The 26,505-nt window shown below is 71.0% G+C and carries 22 protein-coding genes; 18 read left to right on the forward strand and 4 right to left on the reverse strand.

Translation table 11 applies throughout. From position 1 onward, the window contains the following. Window positions 1–7: 7 nt before the first annotated feature. Window positions 8–1,018, reverse strand: a complete 1,011-nt coding sequence (locus MDN94_RS11790; protein ID WP_482725763.1) for a hypothetical protein — start codon at window positions 1,016–1,018, stop codon at window positions 8–10. Window positions 1,019–1,185: 167 nt separating this feature from the next. On the opposite strand from MDN94_RS11790, the gene MDN94_RS11795 reads away from it, so the two are divergent. The 6 genes from MDN94_RS11795 (at window position 1,186) to MDN94_RS11820 (ending at window position 6,875) form a co-directional block, all read left to right on the forward strand. Beyond that, window positions 1,186–1,380: a hypothetical protein gene (locus MDN94_RS11795; protein WP_482725764.1), complete on the forward strand. Its 195-nt coding sequence runs from the start codon at window positions 1,186–1,188 to the stop codon at window positions 1,378–1,380. A gap of 116 nt (window positions 1,381–1,496) precedes the next feature. Continuing rightward, window positions 1,497–2,387 carry a hypothetical protein gene (locus MDN94_RS11800; protein ID WP_482725765.1) on the forward strand — a complete coding sequence of 297 codons (891 nt, stop codon included), beginning with the start codon at window positions 1,497–1,499 and terminating at the stop codon, window positions 2,385–2,387. Window positions 2,388–2,892: 505 nt separating this feature from the next. Then, on the forward strand, window positions 2,893–3,834 hold the full coding sequence (locus MDN94_RS11805; RefSeq protein WP_482725766.1) for a L,D-transpeptidase family protein: 942 nt from the start codon (window positions 2,893–2,895) through the stop codon (window positions 3,832–3,834). Window positions 3,835–3,871: 37 nt separating this feature from the next. Next, complete coding sequence (locus MDN94_RS11810) at window positions 3,872–4,828, forward strand: hypothetical protein (RefSeq protein ID WP_482725767.1); 957 nt, start codon at window positions 3,872–3,874, stop codon at window positions 4,826–4,828. A gap of 323 nt (window positions 4,829–5,151) precedes the next feature. Further along, a complete protein-coding gene (locus tag MDN94_RS11815; protein ID WP_482725768.1) occupies window positions 5,152–5,880 on the forward strand; it encodes an RNA polymerase sigma factor in 729 nt (242 codons plus the stop codon). Then, the gene (locus MDN94_RS11820; protein WP_482725769.1) at window positions 5,880–6,875 is read left to right on the forward strand and encodes a hypothetical protein; all 996 of its coding nucleotides are present in this window, start codon (window positions 5,880–5,882) and stop codon (window positions 6,873–6,875) included. The genes MDN94_RS11815 and MDN94_RS11820 overlap by 1 nt, the downstream gene beginning before the upstream one ends. A 258-nt stretch (window positions 6,876–7,133) precedes the next feature. On the opposite strand, the gene MDN94_RS11825 is transcribed toward MDN94_RS11820, so the two are convergent. Next, window positions 7,134–7,988 carry a L,D-transpeptidase family protein gene (locus MDN94_RS11825; protein ID WP_482725770.1) on the reverse strand — a complete coding sequence of 285 codons (855 nt, stop codon included), beginning with the start codon at window positions 7,986–7,988 and terminating at the stop codon, window positions 7,134–7,136. 268 nt (window positions 7,989–8,256) lie between these two features. Between MDN94_RS11825 and MDN94_RS11830 the strand changes: the two genes are divergently transcribed. After that, window positions 8,257–9,837 (forward strand): acyl-CoA mutase large subunit family protein, encoded by a 1,581-nt coding sequence (locus MDN94_RS11830; protein ID WP_441263831.1) that lies wholly within the window; start codon window positions 8,257–8,259, stop codon window positions 9,835–9,837. A 51-nt stretch (window positions 9,838–9,888) separates the two neighbouring features. Then, on the forward strand, window positions 9,889–10,545 hold the full coding sequence (gene leuE / locus MDN94_RS11835; protein WP_482725771.1) for a leucine efflux protein LeuE: 657 nt from the start codon (window positions 9,889–9,891) through the stop codon (window positions 10,543–10,545). Between the two features lie 367 nt (window positions 10,546–10,912). Here the strand turns inward: leuE and MDN94_RS11840 are convergent, their stop codons facing one another. Both MDN94_RS11840 and MDN94_RS11845 read right to left on the reverse strand, forming a co-directional pair. After that, a complete protein-coding gene (locus tag MDN94_RS11840; RefSeq protein ID WP_482725772.1) occupies window positions 10,913–12,244 on the reverse strand; it encodes a polysialyltransferase family glycosyltransferase in 1,332 nt (443 codons plus the stop codon). Beyond that, complete coding sequence (locus MDN94_RS11845; RefSeq protein ID WP_482725773.1) at window positions 12,244–13,227, reverse strand: glycosyltransferase family 2 protein; 984 nt, start codon at window positions 13,225–13,227, stop codon at window positions 12,244–12,246. The genes MDN94_RS11840 and MDN94_RS11845 overlap by 1 nt, the downstream gene beginning before the upstream one ends. A gap of 187 nt (window positions 13,228–13,414) precedes the next feature. Here MDN94_RS11845 and MDN94_RS11850 point away from each other — a divergent pair, with 187 nt between their 5' ends. The 10 genes from MDN94_RS11850 to MDN94_RS11895 all read left to right on the forward strand — a co-directional run bounded on the left by MDN94_RS11850 (window position 13,415) and on the right by MDN94_RS11895 (window position 26,489). Further along, window positions 13,415–14,734, forward strand: coding sequence for a DUF6716 putative glycosyltransferase (locus MDN94_RS11850; protein ID WP_482725774.1), 1,320 nt, complete (start codon window positions 13,415–13,417; stop codon window positions 14,732–14,734). 46 nt (window positions 14,735–14,780) lie between these two features. Then, a complete protein-coding gene (locus tag MDN94_RS11855; protein WP_482725775.1) occupies window positions 14,781–16,055 on the forward strand; it encodes a cytidylyltransferase domain-containing protein in 1,275 nt (424 codons plus the stop codon). Window positions 16,056–16,067: 12 nt separating this feature from the next. Beyond that, on the forward strand, window positions 16,068–16,991 hold the full coding sequence (locus tag MDN94_RS11860) for an N-acetylneuraminate synthase family protein (RefSeq protein ID WP_189466592.1): 924 nt from the start codon (window positions 16,068–16,070) through the stop codon (window positions 16,989–16,991). Between the two features lie 579 nt (window positions 16,992–17,570). After that, a complete protein-coding gene (locus MDN94_RS11865) occupies window positions 17,571–18,605 on the forward strand; it encodes a hypothetical protein (RefSeq protein WP_482725776.1) in 1,035 nt (344 codons plus the stop codon). A gap of 206 nt (window positions 18,606–18,811) precedes the next feature. Next, a complete protein-coding gene (locus MDN94_RS11870) occupies window positions 18,812–20,047 on the forward strand; it encodes an amidohydrolase (protein ID WP_482727060.1) in 1,236 nt (411 codons plus the stop codon). A gap of 857 nt (window positions 20,048–20,904) precedes the next feature. Next, window positions 20,905–21,957, forward strand: a complete 1,053-nt coding sequence (locus tag MDN94_RS11875) for a BMP family lipoprotein (RefSeq protein WP_453466756.1) — start codon at window positions 20,905–20,907, stop codon at window positions 21,955–21,957. Window positions 21,958–22,193: 236 nt separating this feature from the next. Then, the gene (locus tag MDN94_RS11880) at window positions 22,194–23,723 is read left to right on the forward strand and encodes an ABC transporter ATP-binding protein (RefSeq protein WP_482727061.1); all 1,530 of its coding nucleotides are present in this window, start codon (window positions 22,194–22,196) and stop codon (window positions 23,721–23,723) included. Continuing rightward, window positions 23,720–24,829: an ABC transporter permease gene (locus tag MDN94_RS11885; protein ID WP_482725777.1), complete on the forward strand. Its 1,110-nt coding sequence runs from the start codon at window positions 23,720–23,722 to the stop codon at window positions 24,827–24,829. The genes MDN94_RS11880 and MDN94_RS11885 overlap by 4 nt, the downstream gene beginning before the upstream one ends. Then, entirely contained in the window at window positions 24,826–26,094 is a 1,269-nt protein-coding gene (locus MDN94_RS11890) for an ABC transporter permease (protein ID WP_482725778.1), read from the forward strand. The genes MDN94_RS11885 and MDN94_RS11890 overlap by 4 nt, the downstream gene beginning before the upstream one ends. Further along, the gene (locus tag MDN94_RS11895; RefSeq protein WP_482725779.1) at window positions 26,091–26,489 is read left to right on the forward strand and encodes a cytidine deaminase; all 399 of its coding nucleotides are present in this window, start codon (window positions 26,091–26,093) and stop codon (window positions 26,487–26,489) included. The genes MDN94_RS11890 and MDN94_RS11895 overlap by 4 nt, the downstream gene beginning before the upstream one ends. Window positions 26,490–26,505 lie beyond the last annotated feature (16 nt).

Below are 26,505 nucleotides of genomic sequence, written 5' to 3' on the forward strand. Positions count from 1 at the left end.
ATCCGGATCAGGCGGTCGTCCAGCGCTGCACCGTCTCGTCCTCGCGGACGAGCCACGTGCCGTCGCCGAGCGGCACGGCAGTGACCCCCGGCGTCCGCGGGTAGTCGAGTTCGGCCAGGGGCCTGAGAGTGTGGGCGTCGAGGAGGAGGTGGGCGCCCTCCTCCGCCCACGGTTCCTCGGCCGTTACGACCAGAATCCGCTTGTCGTCGACGAAGCCCGGGGAGTAGCCGACGAAGACCCTTTCGTCCGGAAGGACATCGCCGGCCTCGGTGATCACGTCGTCGGCGCCGTCCTGCGTCCGGCAGAGGTATCCGCCGCCGATGTCCTGGATGACCAGCGCTCCCTCCGGGCCGACGCCGACGTAGGCTTCCGTGACGGTGCCGGTCGCCCGCACGTCGAGCCCGCCGTCCGTGTGGGTGACCAGGAAACACAGGGTGCCGTCCTGACCCATGGAGGCGGTGAGAAGAACCTCGGGTCGCGCGTCAGGGAACCCCTGGAACTCGTACGCTGCGGCGCGGGACGGCAGGACGTGCTCGGCGAGCACCTTGCCGGTGGCCAGGTCGAGGGCGCGGCAGATGTCGCCCGGGGAGAGCCCGTCGGCTCCGAGAGGTCCGGCCATGGTCGCCAGAAGGACACGGCCGGCCGGGTCGGGCGTGCACGCGCCGGAGGCCTCAGGCGAATGCTCCCAGTCCCCGTGGCGGTGCTCCCAGCGGACGGTTCGGTCGGCCTCGTAGACAGTGACGGCCTGCCGGCTGCTGATGGCCAGGGCGCCCTCGGGCAGCGGTGAGCAGTACAGACTGGGCCCGTCAGGAACGGGGTCGCTCCACGTGGCGCGGGCAGCGACCACCTGAGAGCGATCGGTGCTGAGCCTATGCGTGGTGATCGTTCCCTCGTGTCGGGTCACGAGCCAGTGTGCGCCGTCGCGCAGGAGCCAGCCGTCCAGGTTCCCCAGTGCCTCGGTGATGCCGGGCAGGGACTCATGCGCGAGCAGCCGTACGGGTACATGGGGGTAGTTCATGTGCCTTTCCTGGTCCGTGTCCGGGCTGCAGCGGCTGGGCCAGTAGAACTGCCGCCGGTGGGTGGGTGTGTCGTCGTACGTCGGCCCCGCGAGCAGCCCTCGACACGGGCGACATCATGGCGCGGCCGCCCGGGCCGATGTCGGCGGCGTCCGTTTCAATGTCCGCCATGGACGAACGGGAAGAGCCTGCACTCCGACTTGACGAACTCCTTTCAGTGGTTCACCGGGTGGCCGCCCCAGGGACGGGCGACCTCAACTGCGGTACGCCGGGGCATCCTTCGGGGCACATATGCCTGGCGCCCTCGGAGGCGATCGGCCTTCCCGCTCTCCAAGAGGCGTTCGGCGGGCTCGCGCTGACGTGACGCCCCTCCAAGAGTGACGGCCTCGGAGGTGGGTTGCCCGGAATGTCCGCCGGGGTGATCACGTAGCGGGAGTTGTTGTACAGTCCGCGCCCCGTCGTGACGTAAGGAAGCCGCCCATGCGAACCCGCACCATCCGGAGTGCCGCCGTGTTCGTCCTCCCGCTCCCGCTCGCGCTCACGCTGACGGCGTGCGGCGAGGAGGCGGAGCCGGCCGGGAGCCGGGAGACGGCGGCAGCGTCGTCCCCGTCACCCGTCTCTTCCGAACGGGCCGAGGCACCCGAGACGGCGGAGGACTTCCTCGCCCTCGCCGAGAAGGCGATGGCCGAGGAGCCGGCCTGGTCCTTCTCCGTGAAGGGGGAGGAGGGGCTGACGTCCCAGGGTCAGAAGAGCGCCGCGACCTACGAGGGCACCGTAAGGCGTGCCGTCGGACGGGCGGCGCTGCACTCGCAGGGCGTCAGCACCAGCAGCAAGGGCAAGAAGAAGTCCGAGGAGCTGTACGTCATCGGCGACGCGGGCCATCTGAAGGAAGACTCGGCCGAGTGGAAGACCGTGTCACCCGCCGATCCGGAGATGCGGAACAAGGCCGACGACCCGATCGCGGTCATCCACGAGTTCCGGATGTACGCGCAGGCCGTCGGCGGCGACGTCAAGGTGACCGAGAAGGACGGCGGCGGCACGGTCGAACTCCGTGTCACGAGCGGCAAGCAGAAGCTGAGCGCCGTCCAGCAGCGGGCCTGGGCCAAGAAGGCGAAGCGCGAGTTCGAGCCCACGGCCGAGCAACTCCGCGAGGCCGGCATCCCGGTGGACGACGCGCGGCTGACCCTCTCCGGCCTCGAGGAGGTGCTGCTCCTGGACGCGAAGACGTACCGGATCAAGAGTCACCGCCTCGACTTCGGCTTCCTGATTCCGTACAACGGGCAGGACATGGCCTTCGAGCAGCAGGTGACCATGGAGAACCAGGGCGCGTACGACGGCAGGATCGAGCTCCCCGCGGATCTGCGCGGCTAGCCGGCCCCCGGACCGGGGCCGGCGACCTGTGACGGCCGACCGCACCGGCCACGCGCCTCCGCGACGGGCTCAGTACCAGAACGCCTTGATCCGGCGTCGCCCCTCGCCGCCGCCTTCGCACAGAAGGTGAGCAGGCCCGAGTGGGTGCTCGAGAAGACGTTCTTGACGTCCGCCTCGTCCCGGGCGGGAAACGGCGCGGGGAAGGCGACCGGTGCGGTCCCGGAGCGCGTCGAACGGCAGCCCGCCGAGGAACGCGGCCGCCCGCGCCACTCCCGTCGGGCAGAGGAGCGCGAACGGTGGCTGCTCCTCGACTCTTCGTCCGTGAGGACGGAACGGACGGGAAGGGAAAGTAGCGCGGGCCACGGACAACGGCGTTCGCCCCCTGGGCCACTTGTGTCCAGTATGTCTGTCGCCTGGTTTTCGGCCGGGTCGGCGATGTATAACCGGCCAGCCTTGAGGTGCGGCACGTGGTGCCGCCACTGTTCCGACGAGCCAAGGATCATCCGTGCTGCGCTCCTCCGTTAAGTTCTCGTCCGCGCTCGCCCTGGTCGGCGTGATGTCGCTGGTGTCGGCCTGTGGTGGGGGTGAGGAGCCGGCCGGCTCTGCCGCCGCCTCGGCCGGTGCGGCGGCGCAGGGGGACAAGGAGGTGACGGGTGGTTCGGCGTCGCCCAGTGCGTCCGCGTCCGCTTCGGCCTCCCCGTCCGCCTCCGCATCACCCTCTGGCTCGGCCTCCCCTTCCGCTTCGGCCAAGGCCTCCGGCAGCACGGCCCCGAAGGCCACGGCCACGGCCACGAGCGGCGGCAACGCGGGCCCGGGCAGCGGTCTTGGTGACGAGCCCGCCGCGCCCTCCACCCCTGACTTCCCCGTGCCGGTGAACGTCGGCAACGCCACCCAGGTCATCACGGTCAAGGCCCGCGGCTCGTACGCCACGGTCACCGCCTGGCAGAAGGGCTCCGCCGGCTGGAAGGCGCAGTTCTCGACGAGCGCCGGACGCGTCGGATCGAACGGGGTGACCGACGGCGCCACCCGCCGGCAGAACACGTACACCACCCCCACCGGCACCTACACGATCACCGAGGGCTTCGGCGTCGAGTCGAGCGGCACCGCCATGCCGTACACCAAGGTCAACGACAGCCACTGGTGGGTCCAGGACCCGGAGTCGAAGTTCTACAACTCGATGCACACCGAGGCGGGCGCGGACTTCCCGCTGACCGAGTCCGGCGACCGCGGCAGCGAGCACCTGATCAACTACCCGACGCAGTACGCCAAGGCCCTGGTCATCAACTTCAACCGCTGGCCGGCCACTCCCGGTCGGGGCGCGGGGATCTTCCTGCACGTCAACGGCAGCGGCGCCACCGCCGGCTGCGTGTCGGTGCCGCGCGCGACGATGGAGCAGTTCATGGGCTGGGTCAAGCCGTCCGCGAACCCGCGCATCGCGATCGGCTGACAGAACAGAGCGGACATCGAGGAGATTCGGGCGGTACGTGGAGATACTTCCTCGCGTCGGCCTGTCCGGTGCCCGCTTCGGGCAGACACGGGCCTCCGTACGAGCGGCCAGAGGTGCGCCGGACTCCGCCTTCCGGCGCGCCGCCGACGCCACCCTGACGGACATGTACGTCACGGCGGCGGGCGGACACGAGGACGGTGAAGGACGCGGTGACGGCTTCTTCGAGTTCCTCGAGTACGACGACGCCGGTGTCCTTCACGCCGTGGAGGTGGCGTCGCCCGCACCCGTCACCCTGGACGGGATCGTGCTGCTCGGGCGGCCCGAGGCCGAGGTGGTCGCGGAACTCCGTGGCCTGGGACACGAGGTGAAGGCCGCCGGGGACGCGGAGGGGTGGACGCTGCCCGCCCTCGGTGTGGTGCTCGGCGGTACGGCGCAGGACGCGGACGGCTTCGAGAGCGTGCGGCTGCGGGCCACCGCCGTCGGCGACGACGCGTTCGAGTTCTTCGAGCCGCCGGGCGGCTCCCGCCCGGCGACGGCCGGGCCCGCCGAGGTCGTCGCGCACCGCGGCATCGGCCCGGTACGCCTCGGATCGGCGCGCGCGGACATGCGACGGCTGCTCGGTGGCGGAATCGGGTCCGTCCCCGAGTTCGGCGGCGCCGGCCAGGACAACTTCTTCGAGGCCGGGGTCGTGCTCACGTACGACGCCGACGACACCGTCGTGCGCATCGCGTTCACGCGGCCGGCGTCGGTCGGCCACGGTGGTGTGCCGCTCCTCGGGCGGCCGATGAGCGACGTACGGGCGGACGCCCTGGCCCGGCGGATGCGGTTCGTCGAACGGGAGGCGGAGCTGTTCTTCCCCGATGCCGGGTTCGGTGTACTGACCGCGCGCGACGTGCCGGACCTGCCGACCACGGCCGTGGTGCTGCCGCCCGGCCCGCAAGGCGGTGACCCGGCGTCCGGAGAGCACGCGGAGGGAACGGGCCTTCTGCGGTGACGTGTCCGCCAGGGAGCCGTCCGGCCACCCCTGGTGAATGCGGAACCGGCCGCCGGGGCACGTCCACCGGCCCAAAAGGACGACCGGGGCCGCCACCCCCCACAGGAGAGGCCCCGGTCGTCGTTCGTGGCGGGGGCCCGAGGGCGCCCCGTACTAACCTCAGCGCCGAGAGTGCTGTTTCTGTCACACCGCTCCGAGTGGCAAACTCGTTGCGGGTTGTACGAGGCGTGGACGTGGGACCGTAAAAGGACGTAGCGTGCTGATTCGCGCAGGACAGCGCGGCAGTGGTGACCAGCTGCGGTACGGAACGACGGGTTGAGGTAGTGCTGGGGGACGACGCGGAGCTGACCGCCGCCGTGCTCGCGGCTCAGGATGGGGACGAGGACGCCTTCCGGACTGTGTACCGCGCCGTGCATCCGCGGTTGATCGGCTATGTGCGCACGCTCGTCGGCGACGCCGACGCGGAGGACGTCGCCTCCGAGGCGTGGCTCCAGATCTCCCGGGACCTCGACAGGTTCAGCGGGGACGCCGACCGGTTCCGTGGCTGGGCCGCACGGATCGCCCGCAACCGTGCGCTGGACCACATCCGGATGCGGGGCCGCCGGCCGGCCGTCGGCGGTGACGAGACGGAACTGACGGGCAGGGCCGCCGACTCCGACACGGTCGACGAGGCGCTGGAGTCCATCTCCACCAGCAGCACCATGGCGCTCATCGCCCAACTGCCGCAGGATCAGGCCGAGGCGGTCGTACTGCGGGTCGTGGTCGGCCTCGACGCCAAGAGCGCGGCCAAGACTCTCGGCAAGCGGCCCGGGGCCGTCCGGACGGCCGCGCACCGCGGCCTGAAGCGGCTCGCTGAACTCCTGGGAGCCGACGGTTCCGCCTTCGAAGGCGGGGACCGGCCCCCCACGGACGTGACTCGCCGGGGCGGGGAGGACCCCTCGGAGAGCGCTTCGGAACTGGGCGGACTGCCCACCCAGCGCGGCTCCCGCCCCGGTGCGACGGCACCCGCCGGTGTGACGCATTCACGCCCGCGGACGCAGAAGGACATGTGATGGCCGACGAGCGGTACAAGTGGCTTGACAGGGACGCGGCGGAGCGACTGCTGCGTGGCGAGCCTGTCGACGTCGCGGACGAACGCGCCCGCGCCGAGGCCGCACGACTCGCCGCCACCCTCGACAGCGCGGTAGGGAACCCCGGCTACGGCTACGAAGACGGCGAACTGCCCGGTGAGGCGGCCGCGATGGCCGCGTTCCGCAAGGCCAGGGCCGAGTCGACGGCACGGGCGGGGACTTCGCTCGGGACCGTGCGGGTGACCCGTTCCCGTCGCGGCGGCCGGTCGGCCCGCGGCGTCGGATTCGCCCGGCCCGTCCGGTTCGGGATCGCGGCGGCGTTCGCGGGCTGCGCCATCGGCGGTGTCGCCGTCGCCGCAGGCAGCGGCGTGCTGCCGACCTTCGGCGACGACCGTCCCGCACCCGCGTCCTCCGTGTCGGCCGTGACGACACCGGGACCGCTCACGTCCCCGTCGCCGAGCGGCGGGAAGGCCGGCGCGGCATCCCGTCCGCCGGGTGCCACCGGCACACCGCCGGGTCTGCCGCCCGTGGCGGGCAGCACTACCCCGGCCCCCGGCGATACGGGCGGGAGCACGCCCGGCCTGCCGGCCGGGGACGGTGCGGCCACGCCGGGCGGCGAGGACCCGTCGAAGGCCGACCTGTACCGCAGGTCCGTCGAGGCATGCCGTGACTACCGCAGCGGCCGGATCGACGCGGACCGCAAGCGCCGGCTGGAGATGGCCGCCCAAGGCGCCGAGCGGGTGGAGCGGTTCTGCGACGAACTGCTCGGCGGCGGCACGGGCGACGGCGGCAGCCCGGGCGGCGAGAACGGCAACGAAGGCGACGATCGCGACGAGGACGACCGCGACGGGAACGGCAAGGACGGCGGGAAGAACTCCGGCGGGTCCGGCGGTGACTCGGGCAGCTTCGAGGGCGCGCCGCAACTCCTCCCCGACACGCCGCAGGTCTCCTACCTGCTCGTCCCCGACCCGGCCTGACGCCGCGGGCGACCGAATCCGACTCGCCGGCGGCCCGCCCCCGTTCGAGCTCTCTGACCTGCGCTTTCGCAGGGCCGGGCGCGGGGTGTGACGTTTTCTTCGGCTGCGGCGCAGTAGATAGTGAGCCGACTGGTCATCGGCGGCGCAACGAGCCGGGGTTCCCCCCGTACCTACGGCTCAGCGCAATGGCGCGGGCGGGACACGTTCCCCCGGTCCCGCCCGCGCCCTTCTTCCTTCACCGCTTCCGCGCCCCGCGCGTCACCAGTAGACGACGACCTTGTCGCCGGTCCGCACCTGGTCGAACAGCGCCGCGATGGCGCCCTTGTCCCTGACGTTCACGCAGCCGTGCGACGCGCCGTTGTAGCCGCGGGCGGCGAAGTCGGAGGAGTAGTGCACCGCCTGGCCGCCGCTGAAGAACATGGCGTACGGCATGGGCGTGTCGTAGAGGGTCGAGACGTGGTCACGGGACTTCCAGCCCACGTTGAACACCCCTTCGCGGGTCGGCGTGTACTGCGACCCGAAGCGCACGTCCATCGTGGACAGCACCTTGCCGTCGATCATCCACGACAGCGTGCGGGTGGTCTTGCTGATGCACATCACCCGGCCCTTCATGCAGCGCGGGTCGAGCTTCGCCTGCGGCTTCTTGACGTCCTTGCCGTCCAGCTCGGCACGCGTCGGCTTCGTCGTCATGCCGAGCAGCCGCTGCCAGGTCACGGTGTCCGTGCTGCCCGTCGCGGGAAGACCGCGCTTGCCCTGGAAGCCCTTCACGGCCGTGGTGGTGACCGGCCCGTACATACCCGTCGGCTTGTCGTCGAACCAGCCGATCTGCGCCAGCCGTGCCTGCAGCTCACGCACCTGCTCGCCCTTGGCGCCGGGCGCCATCAGGACCTTGGGTGCGGGCTGCTCGGTGGACGGCGACGGCGACGGCTTCTCCGACGGCTCGGCCGACTCCGACGCCGACGGTGACGGCGAAGCCGGCGGAGTGGAGGCGGACGGTGTCGTTGTCGCGCTCGACGTGCTGCCGGCGGTCGGCGCGTCGGTCGCGGCCTCCGCCTTGCAGCCGGCCGTCACCGCGGCCACGGCCATCGCGGCCGCGGCGGCCAGCGTTCTCATCCCGGCTTTCCTGAGCATGTCGCCCCCCACTTGTCTCGTCCCCCACGTATGTCTGTGCCTGATGAGACAAATCCCCGTCCTGCCCGGTTGCGCAATCCCGCGCATCATGGGGGTAACGGTTCGGGGACGGGCGGGCCACGGGCCGCTTCGCCGGTACGCTCTGTGAGCAAGCTCCCAGGGCGTGGCTCTCCATCCCTCGCACGCCCGCCGCTACAGTCCGTCGCAGACGTTTGTTACCTGTCAGTAGGCCAGCGGGAGGCACAGTCACATGGCGCGCGAGTCCGAGTCGGGACTGCCCATCGAGCCGGTGTACGGACCGGCGGACCTGGAGGGCTGGGACCCGGCAGAGAAGCTGGGCGAGCCCGGTGGGTACCCCTTCACCCGCGGCGTGTACCCGTCGATGTACACCGGCCGGCCCTGGACGATGCGCCAGTACGCCGGCTTCGGCACGGCCGTCGAGTCCAACGCCCGCTACAAGCAGCTGATCGCCAACGGCACGATGGGCCTGTCGGTCGCCTTCGACCTGCCGACGCAGATGGGCCACGACTCCGACGCGCCCATCGCGCACGGCGAGGTCGGCAAGGTAGGCGTCGCCGTCGACTCGATCGACGACATGCGGGTGCTGTTCGGCGGGATCCCGCTGGACAAGGTCTCCACGTCCATGACGATCAACGCGCCCGCCGCCCTGCTGCTCCTCCTCTACCAACTCGTCGGCGAGGAGCAGGGTGTCCCCGCGGACAAGCTCACGGGCACGATCCAGAACGACGTGCTCAAGGAGTACATCGCCCGCGGCACGTACATCTTCCCGCCCAAGCCGTCCCTGCGGCTCATCGCGGACATCTTCAAGTACTGCAAGGCCGAGATCCCGAAGTGGAACACGATCTCGATCTCCGGCTACCACATGGCGGAGGCCGGCGCCTCGCCCGCGCAGGAGATCGCGTTCACGCTCGCCGACGGCATCGAGTACGTCCGTACCGCCGTGGCCGCCGGAATGGACGTCGACGACTTCGCGCCCCGCCTGTCGTTCTTCTTCGTCGCCCGCACGACCATCCTCGAAGAGGTCGCCAAGTTCCGCGCGGCCCGACGCATCTGGGCCCGGGTGATGAAGGAGGAGTTCGGCGCCAAGAACCCGAAGTCGCTGATGCTGCGCTTCCACACCCAGACCGCGGGCGTGCAGCTCACCGCGCAGCAGCCCGAGGTGAACCTGGTGCGCGTCGCCGTCCAGGGCCTCGCGGCGGTCCTCGGCGGCACCCAGTCGCTGCACACCAACTCCTTCGACGAGGCCATCGCGCTGCCGACGGACAAGTCCGCCCGCCTCGCGCTGCGCACTCAGCAGGTGCTGGCCTACGAGACGGACGTGACCGCCACCGTCGATCCTTTCGCCGGGTCGTACGTCGTGGAGAAGATGACGGACGACGTCGAAGCCGCGGCGCTCGCCCTCATGGAACGCGTCGAGGACCTCGGCGGCGCGGTCAACGCCATCGAACAGGGCTTCCAGAAGAACGAGATCGAGCGCAGCGCCTACCGCATCGCCCAGGAGACCGACTCCGGCGAACGCGTCGTCGTCGGCGTCAACCGCTACACGCTGGACACCGAGGACCCGTACGAGCCGCTCCGGGTCGACCCCGCGATCGAGGCGCAGCAGGCGCAGCGGCTGGCGAAGCTGCGGGCGGAGCGGGACCAGGCGGCGGTCGACGCGGCGCTCGCCGAGCTGAAGAAGGCCGCGGAAGGCACGGACAACGTCCTCTACCCGATGAAGGACGCGCTGAAGGCGCGCGCCACCGTCGGGGAGGTCTGCAACGCGCTGCGCGAGGTGTGGGGCACGTACGTCCCCACTGACGCCTTCTGACATACGGAACAGAAAGGCGGGGTGTCGTACCGATGTGCGACACTCCGCCCCATGCTGGGTGTCACCGATCTACCGACCTATCTCGCAGGACTTGTCCTGATCGTCCTGCTGCCGGGGCCGAACTCTCTGTACGTGCTCTCCGTCGCCGCACGCCGCGGTGTGCGTACGGGCTACCAGGCCGCTGCCGGCGTGTGGTGCGGCGACACCGTCCTGATGGTGCTGTCGGCCGCGGGCGTCGCCTCGCTCCTCCAGGCCAACGCGGTGCTGTTCGGGATCGTGAAGTACGCCGGCGCCGGTTATCTGACGTGGCTGGCGATCGGGATGCTCCGCGCGGCCTGGTCGATGTGGCGCACCCGCGGCGAGCGGATCGCCGCGGAGACCGCCGACGGCGCGGAGGTTCCGGCCGCGGAGCGGCCCTTCCGCAAGGCGTTCGTGATCAGTCTGCTCAACCCGAAGGCGATACTGTTCTTCATCGCCTTCTTCGTGCAGTTCGTCGACCCGGCCTACGCGTACCCCGCGCTCTCCTTCACGGTGCTCGGCGCGCTGGCCCAGCTGGCGAGCGTCCTCTACCTGAGCGTCCTGATCTTCACCGGCACCCACCTCGCGGCCGCGTTCCGCCGCAGGCGGCGGCTCTCGGCGGGGGCGACGTCGGCGGCGGGAGCGCTGTTCCTGGGCTTCGCGGTGAAGCTCTCCCTCAGCGGCACATGACCTTGCCCGCCCCGCCCCTCCCCTGAACCGGGCTCCGCCCGGACCCGCCCCGCGCTGCGCGCGGTGTTTCGGGGGGCCGCCCCGGGCCCACCCGCCTCGACAGCCGGCGGGCGACACAGTCAGCCCGCCTGGGGGGACTTCCCGCGGCCACCAGGTCGTAGGGGGAGATCGAGGGCACCGCACGGAGCGCGGTTCGGGGTCTCGGGCCTGCCCCGCCACGCGGCGGAGCCGCACATCGGTACAGCGGGGAGGGGCGGGTCGGGGACCAGGCCCCGCGCAGCGGCCCGCACGCGCGGTGCCATGACGGCCCCCGCGCCCGCGGCCCGCAGGCAGACCGGCGACGGCCCCGCGCAGCGGCCCGCACGCGTCAGCCCAGCGCCGTCACCCGCTTCAGGACACGCCGCATCCGCCGCCCCCGCACCACCCGCCGTACCGCCCTGTTGCGGGGCAGCGGCACACCCCCCGGCAGCCCGAGCACCGTCAGGCGGCGGCGCTTGAAGTAGCGGGCCGTGCCCGCGCCGAGGCTGCCGCGCAGATAGCGTTCGGCCGCCGGACGCAGGTCCGCCCGTAGCTTCGGCTGCATCGCGAAGCCCACCGCGGAGAGCAGCCCGGCGACCTGCCCGTCCGCCGGTGCGGGCGGGCCCGACCCGCCCGCGGCCAGGTCCGGCAGCAGCGCGTCGGCGATCGTCAACGGCACCCGGTTGCTGTTCTGGTACGGGCTGAGCCGGTCGAGGAGCTGCTCCGTGCCGATCCGGGCGACGGGGATGCCGTAGAAGGCGCCCGCGGTGAACAGGGCGGTGGAGAAGCATCCCGCCACCAGCGCCGGGCGCATCTGCTTGAACAGCACCTCGGCGAGCACCGGCCGCTCCAGCACGGTCAGTTCGACCCCGAGGGACGCCGCCTCGCGCTCCAGAGTCCGCGTCCACGCGGCCGGCGCCGTCGGATGCGGCTTGAAGACGACCCGGCGGTGACCGAGCGCGGCCACGCCGGACAGCATCCGGACGTGCAGGCCCTCCTCCTCCACCGGCGTGAGGATGCCCAGGGCGGCGAGGTACTGGCCCAGCAGCAGTGCCGGCGCCTCCGGGAGGCCGGCGCAGGCGTCCGGCACGGCGTCGGAGAGCTCGCCGACGACCTTGACGAAGGCCTCGGTCGGCACGAGCTGCGGTTCCACGCCGAACTCCGCGAGCAGCAGCGGCTTCAGGCCCGGCACGAGGTCGAGGTGCAGCAGCCGCCGTACCCGCTCGCCGACCAGCGGGTCGATCTTGTTGCGGGTGGGGCCGTAGCTCATCAGCCCGTCCGCGTACACGTCCAGCGCGGCGTCGGGGAAGAGCTGTGCGACCGCCAGTGCCGGGTTGACCTGGATGGATTCGACGGCGAGCTCGATCCGGTCGTCGCCCAGTTCCCACAGCTGCCGCAGATACCGCTCCCACAGGGGCACGTCGTCGCCGCGGGGTGCCCAACCGCCGGGGTGGAAGGGCGAGATGGTCCCGTTCCAGGAGAGCACGTCGTCGAAGCGGCCCCGCAGCCGCTCGAAGCCGGCCATCTCGTCGAGGGCCGGTGTCGTCTCGGGTGTCGCCGCGTTGTTGGAGACCAGCAGCAGCCGGCGGTCCGCGGTGGAGAAGCCGCCACTGTCGATCGCGGCGGCGAGCGTCGCCGCTCCGTAGAGGGAGGAGGCGAAGAAGATCTGGGTCGTGGCCATCAGGATGCCGCCTCCACGGAGAGAGGAGCGGGCCGTCGGCGCACCTTGCGCAGTCGCGAGGCGCGGTCGGCGTCCATGGAGTCGATGGCCTCGTTCAGCACGTCCTGCGGCATACGCTTCAGCGCGGCCGCGCTCATCGTGCGCAATTTCCTTGCCACGGCCGGTTCGTACCTTTCAATGGATCCCAGGTGATGGGAAATGACCGCGCAATATGTGCGGACCGCCTTGGGCAGCAGCCTTTCCGCATCGGCGTCCTTCGTCGTTTCCTCGATCACCTGGTCGAATGCCTTGATGAAATCGAGTTGTCTGATGTCGCCGATCTGCGTGAGCGAAGAAGCGATTCCGCGCCGGTAGAAAATGCCCAGGTGGCTTATCACCGCGAACGAATCCGCCTCCCGGTGCAGCCGCCATATCCACGGCCGGTCCTCCGCGGTGCGCAGCCCGTGCGTGAAGTGCAGCAGTCCGCGGTCCACGAGCCGCCGGTGGTACATCCCGGCCCAGGCATACGGGTAGTCGACGGCCGTCGAGCGGGACGCGGGCAGGATCGCGTCCCGCGGGCGCAGCACCTCGCCGCGCCGGCCGACGGGCACCCGGTGGATCGAGCGGGCATGTCCCGTGCACTGCACATGGTCGGTGCGAACGAAGTCGCACCCCAGGTGCTCCATGGCGTTCAGCAGGTGCTCGAAGTGGCCGGGCGCCAGCCAGTCGTCGCCGTCGAGAAAGGTGAGGTATTCGCCGCCGGCGGCGTCCAGACCGGTGTTGCGGGCGGTGGCCAGCCCACCGTTCCGTTCGTGTCTGATCAGAACCGCGCCCGGAAGCTCACGTTCCGCGCGCTGAAGGATCTCCGGAGTCCCGTCCGTCGAACAGTCGTCGACGAGCACGAACTCGAAGTCGGCGCGGGTGTTCGCGCGAAGGCTTCGCAGTGTGTCGGGGGCATATGTCTGCACGTTGTAGAACGGCACGATGACGGAGAGCTTAACCACCCGCGTGACGTTAGGGGGGCGCTCGGCATTCGCATCGACGCATACGAGGATGTCAGGTGAACGTAGAGCGACGAGCTTGTTAACCGACTCGTTCCCCGACCTGCTTCGCTGTCCGTAGGTGCTCTGTTAACCATTTGTTGCTGCCGAGTTGGGCCGTGAAACCACATGCCTTTCTAACGTCCTCGACGTGCCAACAAGTACCAGCGAGGCCGTACGGGTCGCCGTACTCGCCGACTCCGACACCCGGTGGAAATGGGGTGCGCTCACCGCGCGCCGTATCGCACCGAGCACCTCCGTCGAGCTGAGCGGCTTCCTGCTGCGCGGCCGGGCCACACCCACCGCCCGCCAGCTCGCGGAAGTGGGCGTCAGCGCCGACGCGTTGCGCGAGGTGACGGGCAACGAGTTCCTGCGGGCGATGAGGGACGGGTCCTACGACATCCTCGTCCTCGCGCTCGTCGGCGGCGGCGTCCAGGCCATGCTGCACGGCCTTGCCGCACTCGGCCATGACCGCAGGCCCGTCGTCGTCACCGGCTACGTCGGTGTCGTCTACGAGAAACTGTCCGACGGACTGCTGCTGCGCCACGGCGCCGATGTCGTGCTGGCCAACTCCCGCCACGACGCGACGCGTTTCCGCGCCGTCTACGAGGGAGTGGGCGCCGACGCCGGCTCCGTCACCGAGGCCGCGCTGCCCTTCCTCGGCGGGGCGCCGTACCGGCCGCAGGAAGGCCGCGACACGGTCGTCTTCGCCGTCCAGCCGTCCGTGCCCGAGTCCCGTGCGGACCGTGCGTACCTGCTGCGCAGGCTCGTCGAGCACGCCCGGCTGCACCCGGACCGCGAGGTGCTGCTGAAGCTCCGCTCCAAGCCGGGCGAGCACACCACGCACCTCGAAGAGATCCCGTACCAGAAGCTCGCGGAGAAGCTGCCCGGCGGCCTTCCGCCCAACTTCCGCCCCGTGTACGGGAACATGGGCGAGGTACTGGACCGCACCGACCTGCTGGTCACCGTGTCGTCCACCGCCGCGCTCGAGGCGCTGCACCGCCGGATCCCCACCGCCGTGCTCACCGACCTCGGCGTGCGCGAGGCGCTCGGCAACCACCACTTCCTCGGCTCGGGGCTGCTCGCCTCCTGGGACCGGCTCGACGGCGGCCACCGCCCCACCCCGGACGCCGACTGGCTGTCGCGGCAGGGCGTCGCCGTTGGGGAAGGCTCGTACGAGAGCGCCTTCGACGAGGCCCGCAAGCGGGTCGCCGAACTGCTCCTCGCGCCGCGGCTCCCCGCGATCGCCCCGTACTACACGCCCGCCACCGCGCCCGGATACCTGCCCGGTCTGCTCGCCCGCCACCACCTCGCCCCGGACGGCACACCGCTGGCCGGTGCCGCCCCCGAGGCGGAGGCCACCGGCCTGCGGCGGGTGGTGCGCGACGCCGTACGCCGGGCGGCGCGCGGCGCGTACCGCCACGGCGTGCAGCGCGTCGCACCCGTGATCCGCCGGATGGGTGAGCTGTGACCCCCCGCCCTTCCCGATTCCAGTCCCGATGCGTCAGGAGCCACCGATGACCGTTCTCGCCGTGATCCCCGCCCGAGGCGGATCGAAGGGCGTCCCGGCCAAGAACCTGGCCGCGGTCGGCGGCGTGCCGCTCGTCGCACGGGCCGTCCGCGCCTGCCTCGACGCCCCGCTGGTCACGCATGTCGCGGTCTCCACCGACGACCCCGAGATCGCGGCCGTCGCCCGCGGCGCCGGCGCGGAGGTCGTGCTGCGGCCCGCGGCCATCGCTGGGGACACCGCCACCAGCGAGTCGGCGGTCCTGCACGCCATGGACGCGCACGAGGCCGTGCACGGCGCACCCGTCGACGTGGTGCTGCTCGTGCAGTGCACCAGCCCCTTCGTCGCCCGGGAGGACATCGAGGGCGTCGCCCGCGCGGTCGCCCTGGACGGCGCCGACAGCGCGGTGACCGTCGCGCCCTTCCACGGCTTCGTGTGGCGCGAGGCCGACGAGCCGGCGAGCCCCTCCGGGAAGAGCGCCGAACAGGCGGGCGGGGCGGCCGTGCTGGTCGACACCGCCACGGCCACCGGCTCCGGATACGGCGTCAACCACGACTCCTCGTTCCGGCCGCGCCGTCAGGACCGCCCGCAGGACTTCCTGGAGACCGGAGCCGCGTACGCCATGTCCGCGGCCGGGTTCCGCGAGGCGGGCCACCGGTTCTTCGGCCGCACCGCTCTGGTGCGCACCGACCCGGCTCGGGTCCTCGAGGTCGACGACCCGCACGACCTCGCCCGCGCCCGGGCGCTGGCGCCACTGCTCGACACCGCCGCGGTACCCGGCCGCGAGGACGTCGACGCCGTCGTCCTCGACTTCGACGGCACCCAGACCGACGACCGGGTCCTCATCGACGCGGACGGCCGCGAGATCGTCTCCGTCCACCGCGGGGACGGCCTCGGCGTCGCCCACCTGCGCAAGGCCGGCCTGGAACTGCTGATCCTCTCCACCGAACAGAACCCGGTCGTCGCCGCCCGCGCCCACAAGCTCAAGGTCCCCGTCCTGCACGGCATCGACCGCAAGGACCTCGCACTCAAGCAGTGGTGCGACGAACGGGGCCTCTCACCCGAGCGGGTGCTCTACGTCGGCAACGACGTCAACGACCTTCCGTGCTTCCACCTCGTCGGCTGGCCCGTGGCCGTCGCGAGTGCGCACGACTCCGTACGTGCCGCCGCCCGTGCCGTCACTGCCACACCCGGCGGCGAGGGGGCGATCCGCGAGATCGCCGCCTGGCTCCTCGGCCCGACGCTCAACACCCCTGAAACCGCCCCCATGTCCCCCAAGAAGTAAGGAACCACCCCCATGAGCACGTCCCGTCTGCGCGCCCTCGGCAACAAGATCGCGGGCCCCGGCCACCCCGTCTACGTCACCGGCGAGATCGGCATCAACCACAACGGCGACCTGGACAACGCCTTCGCCCTGATCGACGCCGCCGCCGAAGCCGGCTGCGACGCCGTCAAGTTCCAAAAGCGCACCCCTGAGATCTGCACCCCGCGCGACCAGTGGGACATCGAGCGCGACACCCCCTGGGGCCGGATGACGTACATCGACTACCGCCACCGCGTCGAGTTCGGCGAGGACGAGTACCGCCGGATCGACGAGCACTGCAAGGAGCGCGGCATCGACTGGTTCGCCTCCCCGTGGGACACCGAGGCCGTCGCCTTCCTCGAAAAGTTCGATGTTCCCGCCCACAAGGTGGCCTCCGCGTCGCTCACCGACGACGAGCTGCTGCGCTCCCTGCGCGCCACGGGCAAGACCGTCATCCTCTCCACCGGCATGTCGACGCCGAAGCAGATCCGCCACGCCGTCGAGGTCCTCGGCAGCGACAACATCCTGCTCTGCCACGCCACCTCCACCTATCCGGCCAAGGCGGAGGAGCTCAACCTGCGGGTCATCAACACCCTGAGGGACGAGTACCCGAACGTCCCGATCGGCTACTCCGGCCACGAGACCGGCCTGCAGACCACCCTCGCCGCCGTCGCCCTCGGCGCCGCGTTCGTCGAGCGCCACATCACCCTCGACCGCGCCATGTGGGGCTCCGACCAGGCCGCCTCCGTCGAGCCGCAGGGCCTCACCCGCCTGGTCCGCGACATCCGCACCATCGAGACCGCGCTCGGCGACGGCGTCAAGAAGGTCTACGACTCCGAGCTCGCGCCCATGAAGAAGCTGCGCCGGGTCACCGGTGTCGTCGCCGAGGCGGGCGACCGTGAGCCGGCCGCGGTCTGACGACCGGGCGTCGACGCGCGGCAGCGCCCGCGCGTCCGCGGCGGGCGGACACCGCGTTTCCGCCGCACCGGGCGCCCCCGGAAACACGGCCGCCGGGCCCGCCGGTCGCGGCACAGGCGGCGGCGCACGCCGCCGTGCGCCCGCCCCGGCGGCCCGCCGGCCCGTGCCCCCGGCGCGATCCGCTCCGGTCGGGGCCACTGGCCGGGCCTCCGCGGGGCGCTTTTCGGCCTGGTCCCTTTCGGCGAGACCCGTTTCGGCCGGTTCCGTTTCGGCAGGGCCCGTTCCGGGCGATTCCGGCAGGGCGGGTTCTGCTCCGGCCGGATCCGGGGCGGGGTCGGTCCGAGTCGGTTCCGTGATGGCAGGGCCGTGTCCGGCCGGATCCATCACGGCAGGGCTGCGTCGGGCCGGATCCACGTCGGCCGGTGCCGCCACGGCAGGAGCGGTCCGGGGTGCATCCGTCCCGGACGTCGACACCGCCGCCGTGGCCATCGGCCGCGGGCAGCAATCCATCAGCGCCCTGCGGGGTGGTCAGCCACGGATCCGGCTGAAGGCCGGCCCGGTATCACGAGGTGACAACCAGTGAATCTCGCCTTCGTCGAGAGTCCGGTCCAGCTCCTGAACGTCCTGGAGTGGGCCCACGCCACGCCTGCCGTGCCCGGTCCAGGCGATCTCACCGTCGTCGTGCTCTCGCCCACGGACCCCATGTCCCGCGGCCAGCTCCGCCGGATGGCGGAACTCGCACGTGACGCTGGCTTCACCGTCCGCTGGCAGGAGGCCCGCGGAGGAATGGGCGCCCCGCTGCGCACCGTGCGGGAGCTCGGCCCGATACTGCGCCGCGCGGAGCGGATCGTCATAGGCGACCCGTTCTCCCGCTACGTTCAGCTCCTGCTGACCCTGGTCGGCAGGAAGGACGTCACCGTGGTGGACGACGGCACGGCGACCATGGAGTTCGTCGCCCAGGTCTCCCGCGGGGAGCAGCTCGTGCGCTGGCACCGGCGCGGCAGCCGCCGCGGACCGCGTGAGCTGGTGCTCGCACCGGTCACCTTCCTGGCCCGGCGCAGGCTCGCCCCGTCGCGGACCCGGTCGGTCGAGGTGTTCACCTCGATGCCCGTGGAGCCGCCGCCGGGGATCACGGTCACGCGCAACGACTTCGCCTGGACGCGTGCGCGCTTCGGCCCTCCGACGATCACCCGCGGCGCGGACATGGTCGGCACATCCCTGGTGGAGACCGGCGTCGTCGACCTCGGGCAGTACCTGGACGCCGTCTCCGGCCTCGCCCGTACGCACGGCGCGACCCGCTACTTCGCCCACCGCAAGGAGAGCGCGGACAAACTGCACCGGCTCGCGGTCGAGACCGGGCTGGAGGTGGTCCGCCCGGAGCTCCCCCTCGAGCTGATCGCCCGGCGCGGCCCGATCGGAGCAACCGTTCTCAGTTTTCCGTCCACCGTGGTCCACACCCTGCCCCTCGCCCTGGCGGGCACGGGAATCAAGGTGGCGGTCTGCGACATCGCACCCGAATGGCTCAGGGAGAACGCCTCACCACGCGCGCAGGGCTTCCTGGCGGGCGTCACCGGCACGGCCCGCGGTGTGCAGCGGCTGCCGGCGCCGGCTTGAAGAGCCGAGGAGGAGCGGCAGTGAGCGGGTGAGCACCGTCCGGAAAGGAAAGATCGACTCAAGAGCGAGCCGCGTGAGTTTACCCACTGCCGCACGCGGCGAATCGCCGTGAGACCAGAATTCTGTCCCCTGTGTGGCTGATGTTTTGTTGATCGCACGGCAGTTGAGGCGCGAAGGGGCATACCCTTCACTGGGTGAACCAGTTGATGTCCCGCGAGTCCGAAGAAGTCGAACGGCCCGGCGCAGTCGCACTGCACGGCACGCTGCCCGAGTCGCTGCGTGCCGAACTGATTGCGTTCCGGCGCGACTTGCACATGCATCCGGAGCTCGGCAACCAGGAGTTCCGTACCACCGCCATGATCAAGGCGCGCCTCGAGCAGGCGGGGCTAGAGCCCCGGGTCCTCGCCGCCGGCACCGGCCTGATCTGCGACATCGGTACGCCGGCCCCGGGCGCCGTACGGCCCTTTTTCGCCATCCGCGCCGACATCGACGCACTGCCCATCCCCGACACCAAGACCGGCGTCCCCTACCGCTCCACCGTGCCCGACCGCGCCCACGCCTGCGGCCACGACGTGCACACCACCGTCGCGCTCGGAGCGGGGCTCGTGCTCGCCGACCTCGACCGGCAGGGACTGCTGCCGCAGCCCGTCCGGCTGATCTTCCAGCCCGCGGAGGAAGTGCTGCCCGGGGGAGCGGCCGACGCGATCGAATCCGGAGTGCTCGACGGCGTCAACAAGATCATCGGGGTCCACTGCGACCCCAAGGTCGACGCCGGAATCATCGGGCTCCGGCCCGGACCCATCACCTCCGCCTGCGACCGCCTCGAGGTGACCCTCGACGGCCCCGGCGGCCACACCGCACGCCCACACCTGACGACCGACCTGGTCACGGCGGCCGCGAAGATCGTCACCGACGTCCCCGCGCTGCTCGCCCGCCGCGTCGACGCGCGGTCCGGGCTCGCCGTGACATGGGGACGCATCGAGTCCGGCCACGCCTGCAACGTCATCCCGCAGCACGCCGAACTCTCCGGCACCGTGCGCTGCCTCGACCTCGAAGGCTGGCGCGAGGCCCCCGACCTCGTGCACGCGGCGATCGACGAGATCGCGACGCTGCACCGGGCCAAGTCCCAGATCGACTACGTGCGCGGTGTGCCGCCCGTCGTCAATGACCCGGTCGTCACCGAGCTGCTGCGCGACGCGCAGACGGCGCGGCGCGGATCGTATGCGATCGAGGACACCGAACAGAGTCTCGGCGGCGAGGACTTCTCCTGGTACCTGGAGCACGTTCCGGGCGCGATGGCACGCCTGGGCGTGCGGGTGCCCGGCGACACGGTCAGGCGGGACCTGCACCGGGGGGACTTCGACGTGGACGAGTCGGCGATCGCGGTGGGCGTGGAGCTGTTCACGGCGGCGGCGCTGCTGGATGCGCGCATCGCGCTCTGACATCCGCGACAGGGCCGCCGTTGGGCCCGGCCCAGTGAGGGGTGTGGCGTCCCTCGGGCGTTGCCCGACCCCCTGAGCCGGGCTCTTACCGGTCGGGCGGTGCTCTCAGGGCGTGCCCAGGCCCTGACGCGGGCCGGGTGCGCGGCAGGGTCCGGCTTCGTCGGTCCACGTGCGGCGCGGTGCGCCCCCTGCGGGTGTGCCGCGCCGGTGGTGGGTGCGGGTGTCGGGGCCTTGGGGGTGTCCGGCATGGCTGCCCTCCCCGCGCCTCGTACGAGCTGCGACGCTTTGCTTCCGGACACCCGCCTCCTCCGACCCCGCCCCTACGCCGGTGCTGCCCTTCCGGCCGGTGATCCCCGCAGGGACGTCTCTCGGCCTGCTCGTCCGACAGGGGCGGTGGTCGCTCCATGCGGGACAGCGGTCCTGACGTGGCGCCCAGGCCGGCAGCTCCGCGCCGCGACGGGCCCTACCGCCACCCCGGCACCCACGGGCCGTGACGGACACCGGCCCGGCCGGGGGCCGGGTCCTTGAAGGCGTGCGCCCCAAGCCGTGGGGGCGCCGTCCCCCACCAAGCCCCCGGGAGGGGCCGGCGGCGTCGGCCCGCATGGGGTCCGGGACCGGGCCCGGTTGTGGGCAGGGCCGGGGTGGGGGAACGTCCCCGGTGACCGGAAAGGGCCGACACGCCGGGCCCCGACGGGGCGCGGCGTCCGCCGTCCCGGCCTACCGTGGTGCGTGGCCTGTTCGCGACGATCCGATAACGACTGATGAACGGGTCTTTAACTGACATCTACGCGCGTTACGATCGCCGCGAACCCAGCGCCGGAAGTGGCGCTTTCGGTCAGGTTTAAAGGAGCCCCCCAGTGCGCCGGATCACCAGGATCGCCACCGTGGGCATCGCGTCCGCGGCTCTCGCACTGTCTGCCACCGCGTGTGGCGGCAACAAGTCTTCCGAGTCGGGCGGCTCGGACGACAACGGCGGCAAGGCCGCCATCGCGTACGACATCGGTGGCCGTGGCGACCAGTCGTTCAACGACGCCGCCTTCGCGGGCCTGGAGAAGGCCGAGAAGGAACTCGACATCCAGGGCAGCGAGGCCGAGCCCAGCGAGGGCGAGGGTGACCCGGACAAGATCCAGCGCCTCACCGCGCTGGCCCGCGCCGGCAACAACCCTGTGATCGGTGTCGGATTCGCCTACGCGCCCGCCATCGCCGAGGTCGCCCCGAAGTTCCCGGACACCACCTTCGGCCTCATCGACGACACTTCCAAGACCGGCAAGAACATCGCCAACCTGGTCTTCAACGAGGAGCAGGGCTCGTACCTTGCCGGTGTCGCCGCCGCCAAGGTGACGAAGACCAACACCGTCGGCTTCATCGGCGGTGTGGAGACCCCGCTGATCAAGAAGTTCGAGGCGGGCTTCGTCCAGGGCGTCAAGGACACCAAGCAGGGCGTCAACGTCAAGGTCCAGTACCTGACGCAGCCGCCGGACTTCGGTGGCTTCTCGAAGCCGGACCTCGGCAAGGCCGCCGCGCAGGGCCAGCTCGACGCGGGCGCCGACGTGATCTACGCGGCCGCCGGTCTCGCGGGCTCCGGCTCGATCGAGGCGACCGCCAAGGCCGGCAAGTGGGCCATCGGCGTCGACTCCGACCAGTACAACCAGAAGGGTCTGGCCGCCTACAAGGACCGGATCCTGACCTCGGTCACCAAGAACGTCTCCGGTGCCGTGTTCAACCTGATCAAGTCGGTCCAGGACGGCAAGCCGCAGACCGGTGAGATCCGTTACGGCCTCGAGGACGACGGTGTCGCCCTCTCCCGGTCGAACCCGGCCTTCACCGAGATGAAGGACGTCATCGCCGCGGTCGACAAGGCCAAGGCCGACATCGCCGCCGGCACGATCAAGGTCAAGACCGCTCCGTAACCGAGCGGCCGGAACCGCAGTCCGCGGGCCCGGGGCGCAAGCCCCATGGCCCGCGGACCGTTTCCGGCCCCGGGTTTTTGGTATTCGGGAGCGCTACGCGCGTAGAAGACGCCAAGGCGCGATAACTTCGCCCCGCCCCCTGCCACTCACAGCCCGCCCCTTCCGCCTGCCCTCCCTGCTCCTCCCGCCAAGGAGAGTGCGTCATCAACGCGTCCAGCCCTCCTGCCGCCGTAGAACTGCGCGGCATCACCAAGCGCTTCCCCGGCGTCGTCGCCAACCACGACATCGACATCACGATCCGGCAGGGCACCGTGCATGCCCTCGTCGGTGAGAACGGTGCCGGGAAGTCGACCCTGATGAAGATCCTCTACGGCATGCAGAAGCCGGACGAGGGCACCATCACCGTCGACGGCGAACAGGTCACGTTCTCGAGCCCCGCCGACGCCATCGCACGAGGCATCGGCATGGTGCACCAGCACTTCATGCTGGCCGACAACCTCACCGTCCTGGAGAACGTCGTTCTCGGCGGCGAGAAGCTGTACGGCATCGGTGCCAAGGCCCGGAAGAAGATCCAGGAGATCTCCGACGCGTACGGCCTGGGGGTCCGCCCGGACGTCCTCGTCGAGCAGCTCGGCGTCGCCGACCGCCAGCGGGTGGAGATCCTCAAGGTCCTCTACCGCGGCGCCCGCACCCTGATCCTCGACGAGCCCACCGCCGTCCTCGTCCCGCAGGAGGTCGACGCCCTCTTCGCCAACCTCCGCGAGCTCAAGGCCGAGGGACTGACCGTCATCTTCATCTCCCACAAGCTGGGGGAGGTGCTGTCGGTCGCCGACGAGATCACCGTCATCCGCCGCGGTACGACGGTCGGCACTGCCGACCCGCGGAGCACCACGACCAAGCAGCTCGCAGAGCTGATGGTCGGCACCGAGCTGCCGTCGCCCGAGACCCGCGAGTCGACGGTGACCGACGTCCCGATGCTGAAGGTCGACGACCTCAGGCTCACGGTGACCGACCCCGACGGCGTCGTCCGCGAGGTCCTCGCCGGGATCGGCTTCACCATCCACAAGGGCGAGGTCATGGGCATCGCCGGCGTCGAGGGCAACGGCCAGACCGAGCTCATCGAGGCCCTGATCGGCCTGCGCGACCCCGACGGGGGTGTCGTCACCCTCGACGGCGCCGACATCTCCCACGCGCCCACCCGCAAGCGGCGTGAGGGCGGCATCGGCTACATCCCCGAGGACCGGCACCGGCACGGGCTGCTGCTCGAGTCGACGCTGTGGGAGAACCGCATCCTCGGCCATGTCACCGAGTCGCCCAACAGCAAGAAGGGCCTGCTCGACCTGAAGGCCGCCCGTCAGGACACCGAGCGGATCGTCCGCGAGTACGACGTGCGCACCCCCGGGATCGAAGTCACCGCGGCCTCCCTGTCCGGTGGCAACCAGCAGAAGCTGATCGTCGGCCGCGAGATGAGCCACGCCCCCAAGCTGCTGATCGCCGCCCACCCCACGCGTGGTGTGGACGTCGGCGCGCAGGCGCAGATCTGGGACCAGATCCGTGAGGCGCGCCGCGATGGGCTTGCGGTCCTGCTGATCTCGGCCGACCTGGACGAGCTCATCGGGCTCTCCGACACCCTGCGGGTCATGTACCGCGGCCGCCTGGTCGCGGACGCCGACCCGGCGACGATCACTCCGGAGGAGTTGGGCTCGGCGATGACCGGTGCCGCATCCGGCCACCTCGAGCACGACGAGAACGGTGAGAGCCGATGAAGAAGTTCGACAAGGACCGGCTGATCCTCGGCCTGGCGGGCCCGGCGCTCGCCCTGGTCGTGGCCTTCCTGCTCAGCTCGGTGGTGCTGCTGCTCTCGGACCTCAACCCGGTCGAGCCGTACCGGCTGATGGCGGAGCAGATCGAGTTCACCGATGTGCAGGTGCTGATCATCAACCAGACCGGCATCTACTACCTGGCAGCTCTGGCCGTCGCCATCGGCTTCCGCATGAACCTGTTCAACATCGGCGTCGACGGCCAGTACCGCCTCGCGGTCATGCTCGCCGCCGTCGTCGGTGCCGCGGTGGAGCTGCCCGGCCCGCTGCACATCCTGCTCATCGTGTTCGTCGCCATGGCCGTCGGAGCCTTCTGGGCCGGTATCGCGGGTGTCCTCAAGACCACCCGCGGTGTCAGCGAAGTCGTCTCCACGATCATGCTCAATGCCATCGCGACCAGCCTGATCGCCTGGATGATCCTGCCCGCGAACCTCGGTGTGCGGCCGGAGGGCTCCAACGACCTGACGACCGGTGAGATCGCCGAGTCCGGCTGGTTCCCGGGTCTGGCGCTGGACGGCGGCACCATCTACGGCTTCACCTTCGTGGCCTTCGCGCTGGGCATCGTCTACTGGTTCGTCCTCGGACGCACCCGCTTCGGCTTCGACCTGCGTGCCACCGGCGCCAGCGAGTCCGCCGCCCAGGCGAGTGGCGTCGACGCCAAGAAGATGGTCCTCACGGCCATGCTGATCTCCGGCGCCATGGCCGGCCTCGCCGGTATGCCGATGCTGCTCGGCCAGACCCACACCTACAGCCTGAGCTTCCCTGTCGGTGTCGGCTTCACCGCGATCGGCATCGCCCTGCTCGGCCGCAACAACCCGATCGGCATCCTCTTCGCCTCGCTGCTCTTCGCCTTCCTCGACAAGACGGCCGAAGGCATCGGGCTCGAGGGTTACCCGAAGGAGCTGGCGCTGATCATGCAGGGCCTGATCGTGATCGCGGTCGTCGTGTCCTACGAGCTGGTCCGTCAGTACGGGCTCCGCCGCCAGCAGCAGAAGGTCGGCGAGGAGCTTGCCGCCCAGGCCCGCAAGAACAAGGAGGTGGCGGCGGCATGAGCGAGTCCACGAGCACTGTCTCCATGGCGAACACCGCGCCCAAGAAGGGCGGCGGCCGCCGCAAGCTGTCCCTGCCCGTCATCCTGCTGATCGTCGCGGGCGGCCTGGCGCTGTTCTCCCTCGTACGGGTGATCAGCGGCGCGGACGACCTCACCTCCGTCGGCCAGGTCTCCGGCGCCCTCCAGCTGGCCGTGCCGATCGGTCTCGCCGGCCTCGGCGGTCTGTGGGCCGAGCGGGCCGGTGTGATCAACATCGGCCTCGAGGGCATGATGATCCTCGGCACCTGGTTCGGCGCCTGGGCGGGGTACCAGTGGGGCCCGTGGACCGGTGTGCTGCTCGGCATCGCGGGCGGCGCCCTCGGCGGTCTGCTGCACGCGGTGATGACGGTGACGTTCAAGGTCAACCACATCGTCTCCGGTGTGGCCATCACCATCCTGGCCACCGGCCTCACCCGTTACATGTCGAACTTCACCTTCGCCGAGACCGAGGGCGGGTCCTCCAAGCAGTCGCCGCGTATCGACGCCATCGAGCGGATCACGATCCCCGGGCTCTCGGACTGGCTGGGGGACATCCAGGCCAAGCACTGGTTCTTCGTCTCCGACCTGGCCGGTGTGCTGGGCGGCCTGGTCACCAACCTGTCGCTGCTCACCGTCGTCGCGCTGCTGCTGGTGCCCGGCACCTGGTGGCTGCTGTGGCGGACGTCCTTCGGTCTGCGCCTGCGGTCCTGCGGCGAGAACCCGATCGCCGCCGAGTCGCTCGGTGTCAACGTCTACAAGTACAAGTACATCGCCGTCATCGTCTCCGGCGGCCTCGCCGGCCTCGGTGGCGCGTTCCTCGCGATCATCACCGGCATCTACCAGGAGGGCCAGACCGGCGGCCGCGGTTACATCGGTCTCGCCGCCATGATCTTCGGTAACTGGATGCCCGGCGGTATGGCGCTGGGAGCCGGCCTGTTCGGCTTCACCGACAGCCTCAAGCTGCGCGGCGGTGCCGTGAACGTCCACGCGATGCTGCTGCTGCTCGCCATCCTGCTGCTGATCGCGGTGGTCTGGCAGCTGTACAGGAAGAAGTACGTCGGCGCCGTGATCTCGGCCGCGTTCTCCGCGCTGCTGTTCACCTGGTACGCGCTGACGGACGCGCTTCCGAGCCAGTTCGTCGACGCGGCGCCTTACGTGGCCACGCTGCTCGTGCTCGCCGTGTCCGCACAGCGGCTGCGCATGCCCAAGGCCAACGGCCAGCCGTACTTCAGGGGCCAGGGCAAGTGAGCGCGGACGCCGGCTTCGACTGGGAGGCGCTGCGGGCGCTGGCGCGTGAGGCGATGTCGCACGCGTACGCCCCTTACTCGGGCTTCCCGGTCGGAGTCGCCGCCGTCGTCGACGACGGCCGCACGGTGACCGGCTGCAATGTCGAGAACGCCTCGTACGGGCTCGGGCTGTGCGCCGAGTGCGGCCTCGTCTCGCAGCTCCAGGCGACGGGCGGCGGCCGGCTGACCCACTTCACCTGTGTGGACGGCCGGGGCGAGCTGCTGGTGCCGTGCGGCCGCTGCCGTCAGCTGCTGTACGAGTTCGGCGGCCCGGAAATGCTGCTGGACACCCCGGGCGGGATCCTGCCGCTCTCCGAGATGCTCCCGCAGGCCTTCGGCCCCGGTCACCTCGACTAGGAATTCCGGCAGGGCT

Source organism: Streptomyces sp. WAC00040 (assembly GCF_056835925.1).

Coding starts and splice junctions, on each gene's coding strand:
- MDN94_RS11790 (WP_482725763.1), bottom strand. CDS start 1,018: ATGAACTACCCCCATGTACCCGTACGGCTGCTCGCGCATGAGTCCCTG.
- MDN94_RS11795 (WP_482725764.1), top strand. CDS start 1,186: ATGGACGAACGGGAAGAGCCTGCACTCCGACTTGACGAACTCCTTTCA.
- MDN94_RS11800 (WP_482725765.1), top strand. CDS start 1,497: ATGCGAACCCGCACCATCCGGAGTGCCGCCGTGTTCGTCCTCCCGCTC.
- MDN94_RS11820 (WP_482725769.1), top strand. CDS start 5,880: ATGGCCGACGAGCGGTACAAGTGGCTTGACAGGGACGCGGCGGAGCGA.
- MDN94_RS11825 (WP_482725770.1), bottom strand. CDS start 7,988: ATGAGAACGCTGGCCGCCGCGGCCGCGATGGCCGTGGCCGCGGTGACG.
- MDN94_RS11830 (WP_441263831.1), top strand. CDS start 8,257: ATGGCGCGCGAGTCCGAGTCGGGACTGCCCATCGAGCCGGTGTACGGA.
- leuE (WP_482725771.1), top strand. CDS start 9,889: ATGCTGGGTGTCACCGATCTACCGACCTATCTCGCAGGACTTGTCCTG.
- MDN94_RS11840 (WP_482725772.1), bottom strand. CDS start 12,244: ATGGCCACGACCCAGATCTTCTTCGCCTCCTCCCTCTACGGAGCGGCG.
- MDN94_RS11855 (WP_482725775.1), top strand. CDS start 14,781: ATGACCGTTCTCGCCGTGATCCCCGCCCGAGGCGGATCGAAGGGCGTC.
- MDN94_RS11860 (WP_189466592.1), top strand. CDS start 16,068: ATGAGCACGTCCCGTCTGCGCGCCCTCGGCAACAAGATCGCGGGCCCC.
- MDN94_RS11870 (WP_482727060.1), top strand. CDS start 18,812: ATGTCCCGCGAGTCCGAAGAAGTCGAACGGCCCGGCGCAGTCGCACTG.
- MDN94_RS11885 (WP_482725777.1), top strand. CDS start 23,720: ATGAAGAAGTTCGACAAGGACCGGCTGATCCTCGGCCTGGCGGGCCCG.
- MDN94_RS11890 (WP_482725778.1), top strand. CDS start 24,826: ATGAGCGAGTCCACGAGCACTGTCTCCATGGCGAACACCGCGCCCAAG.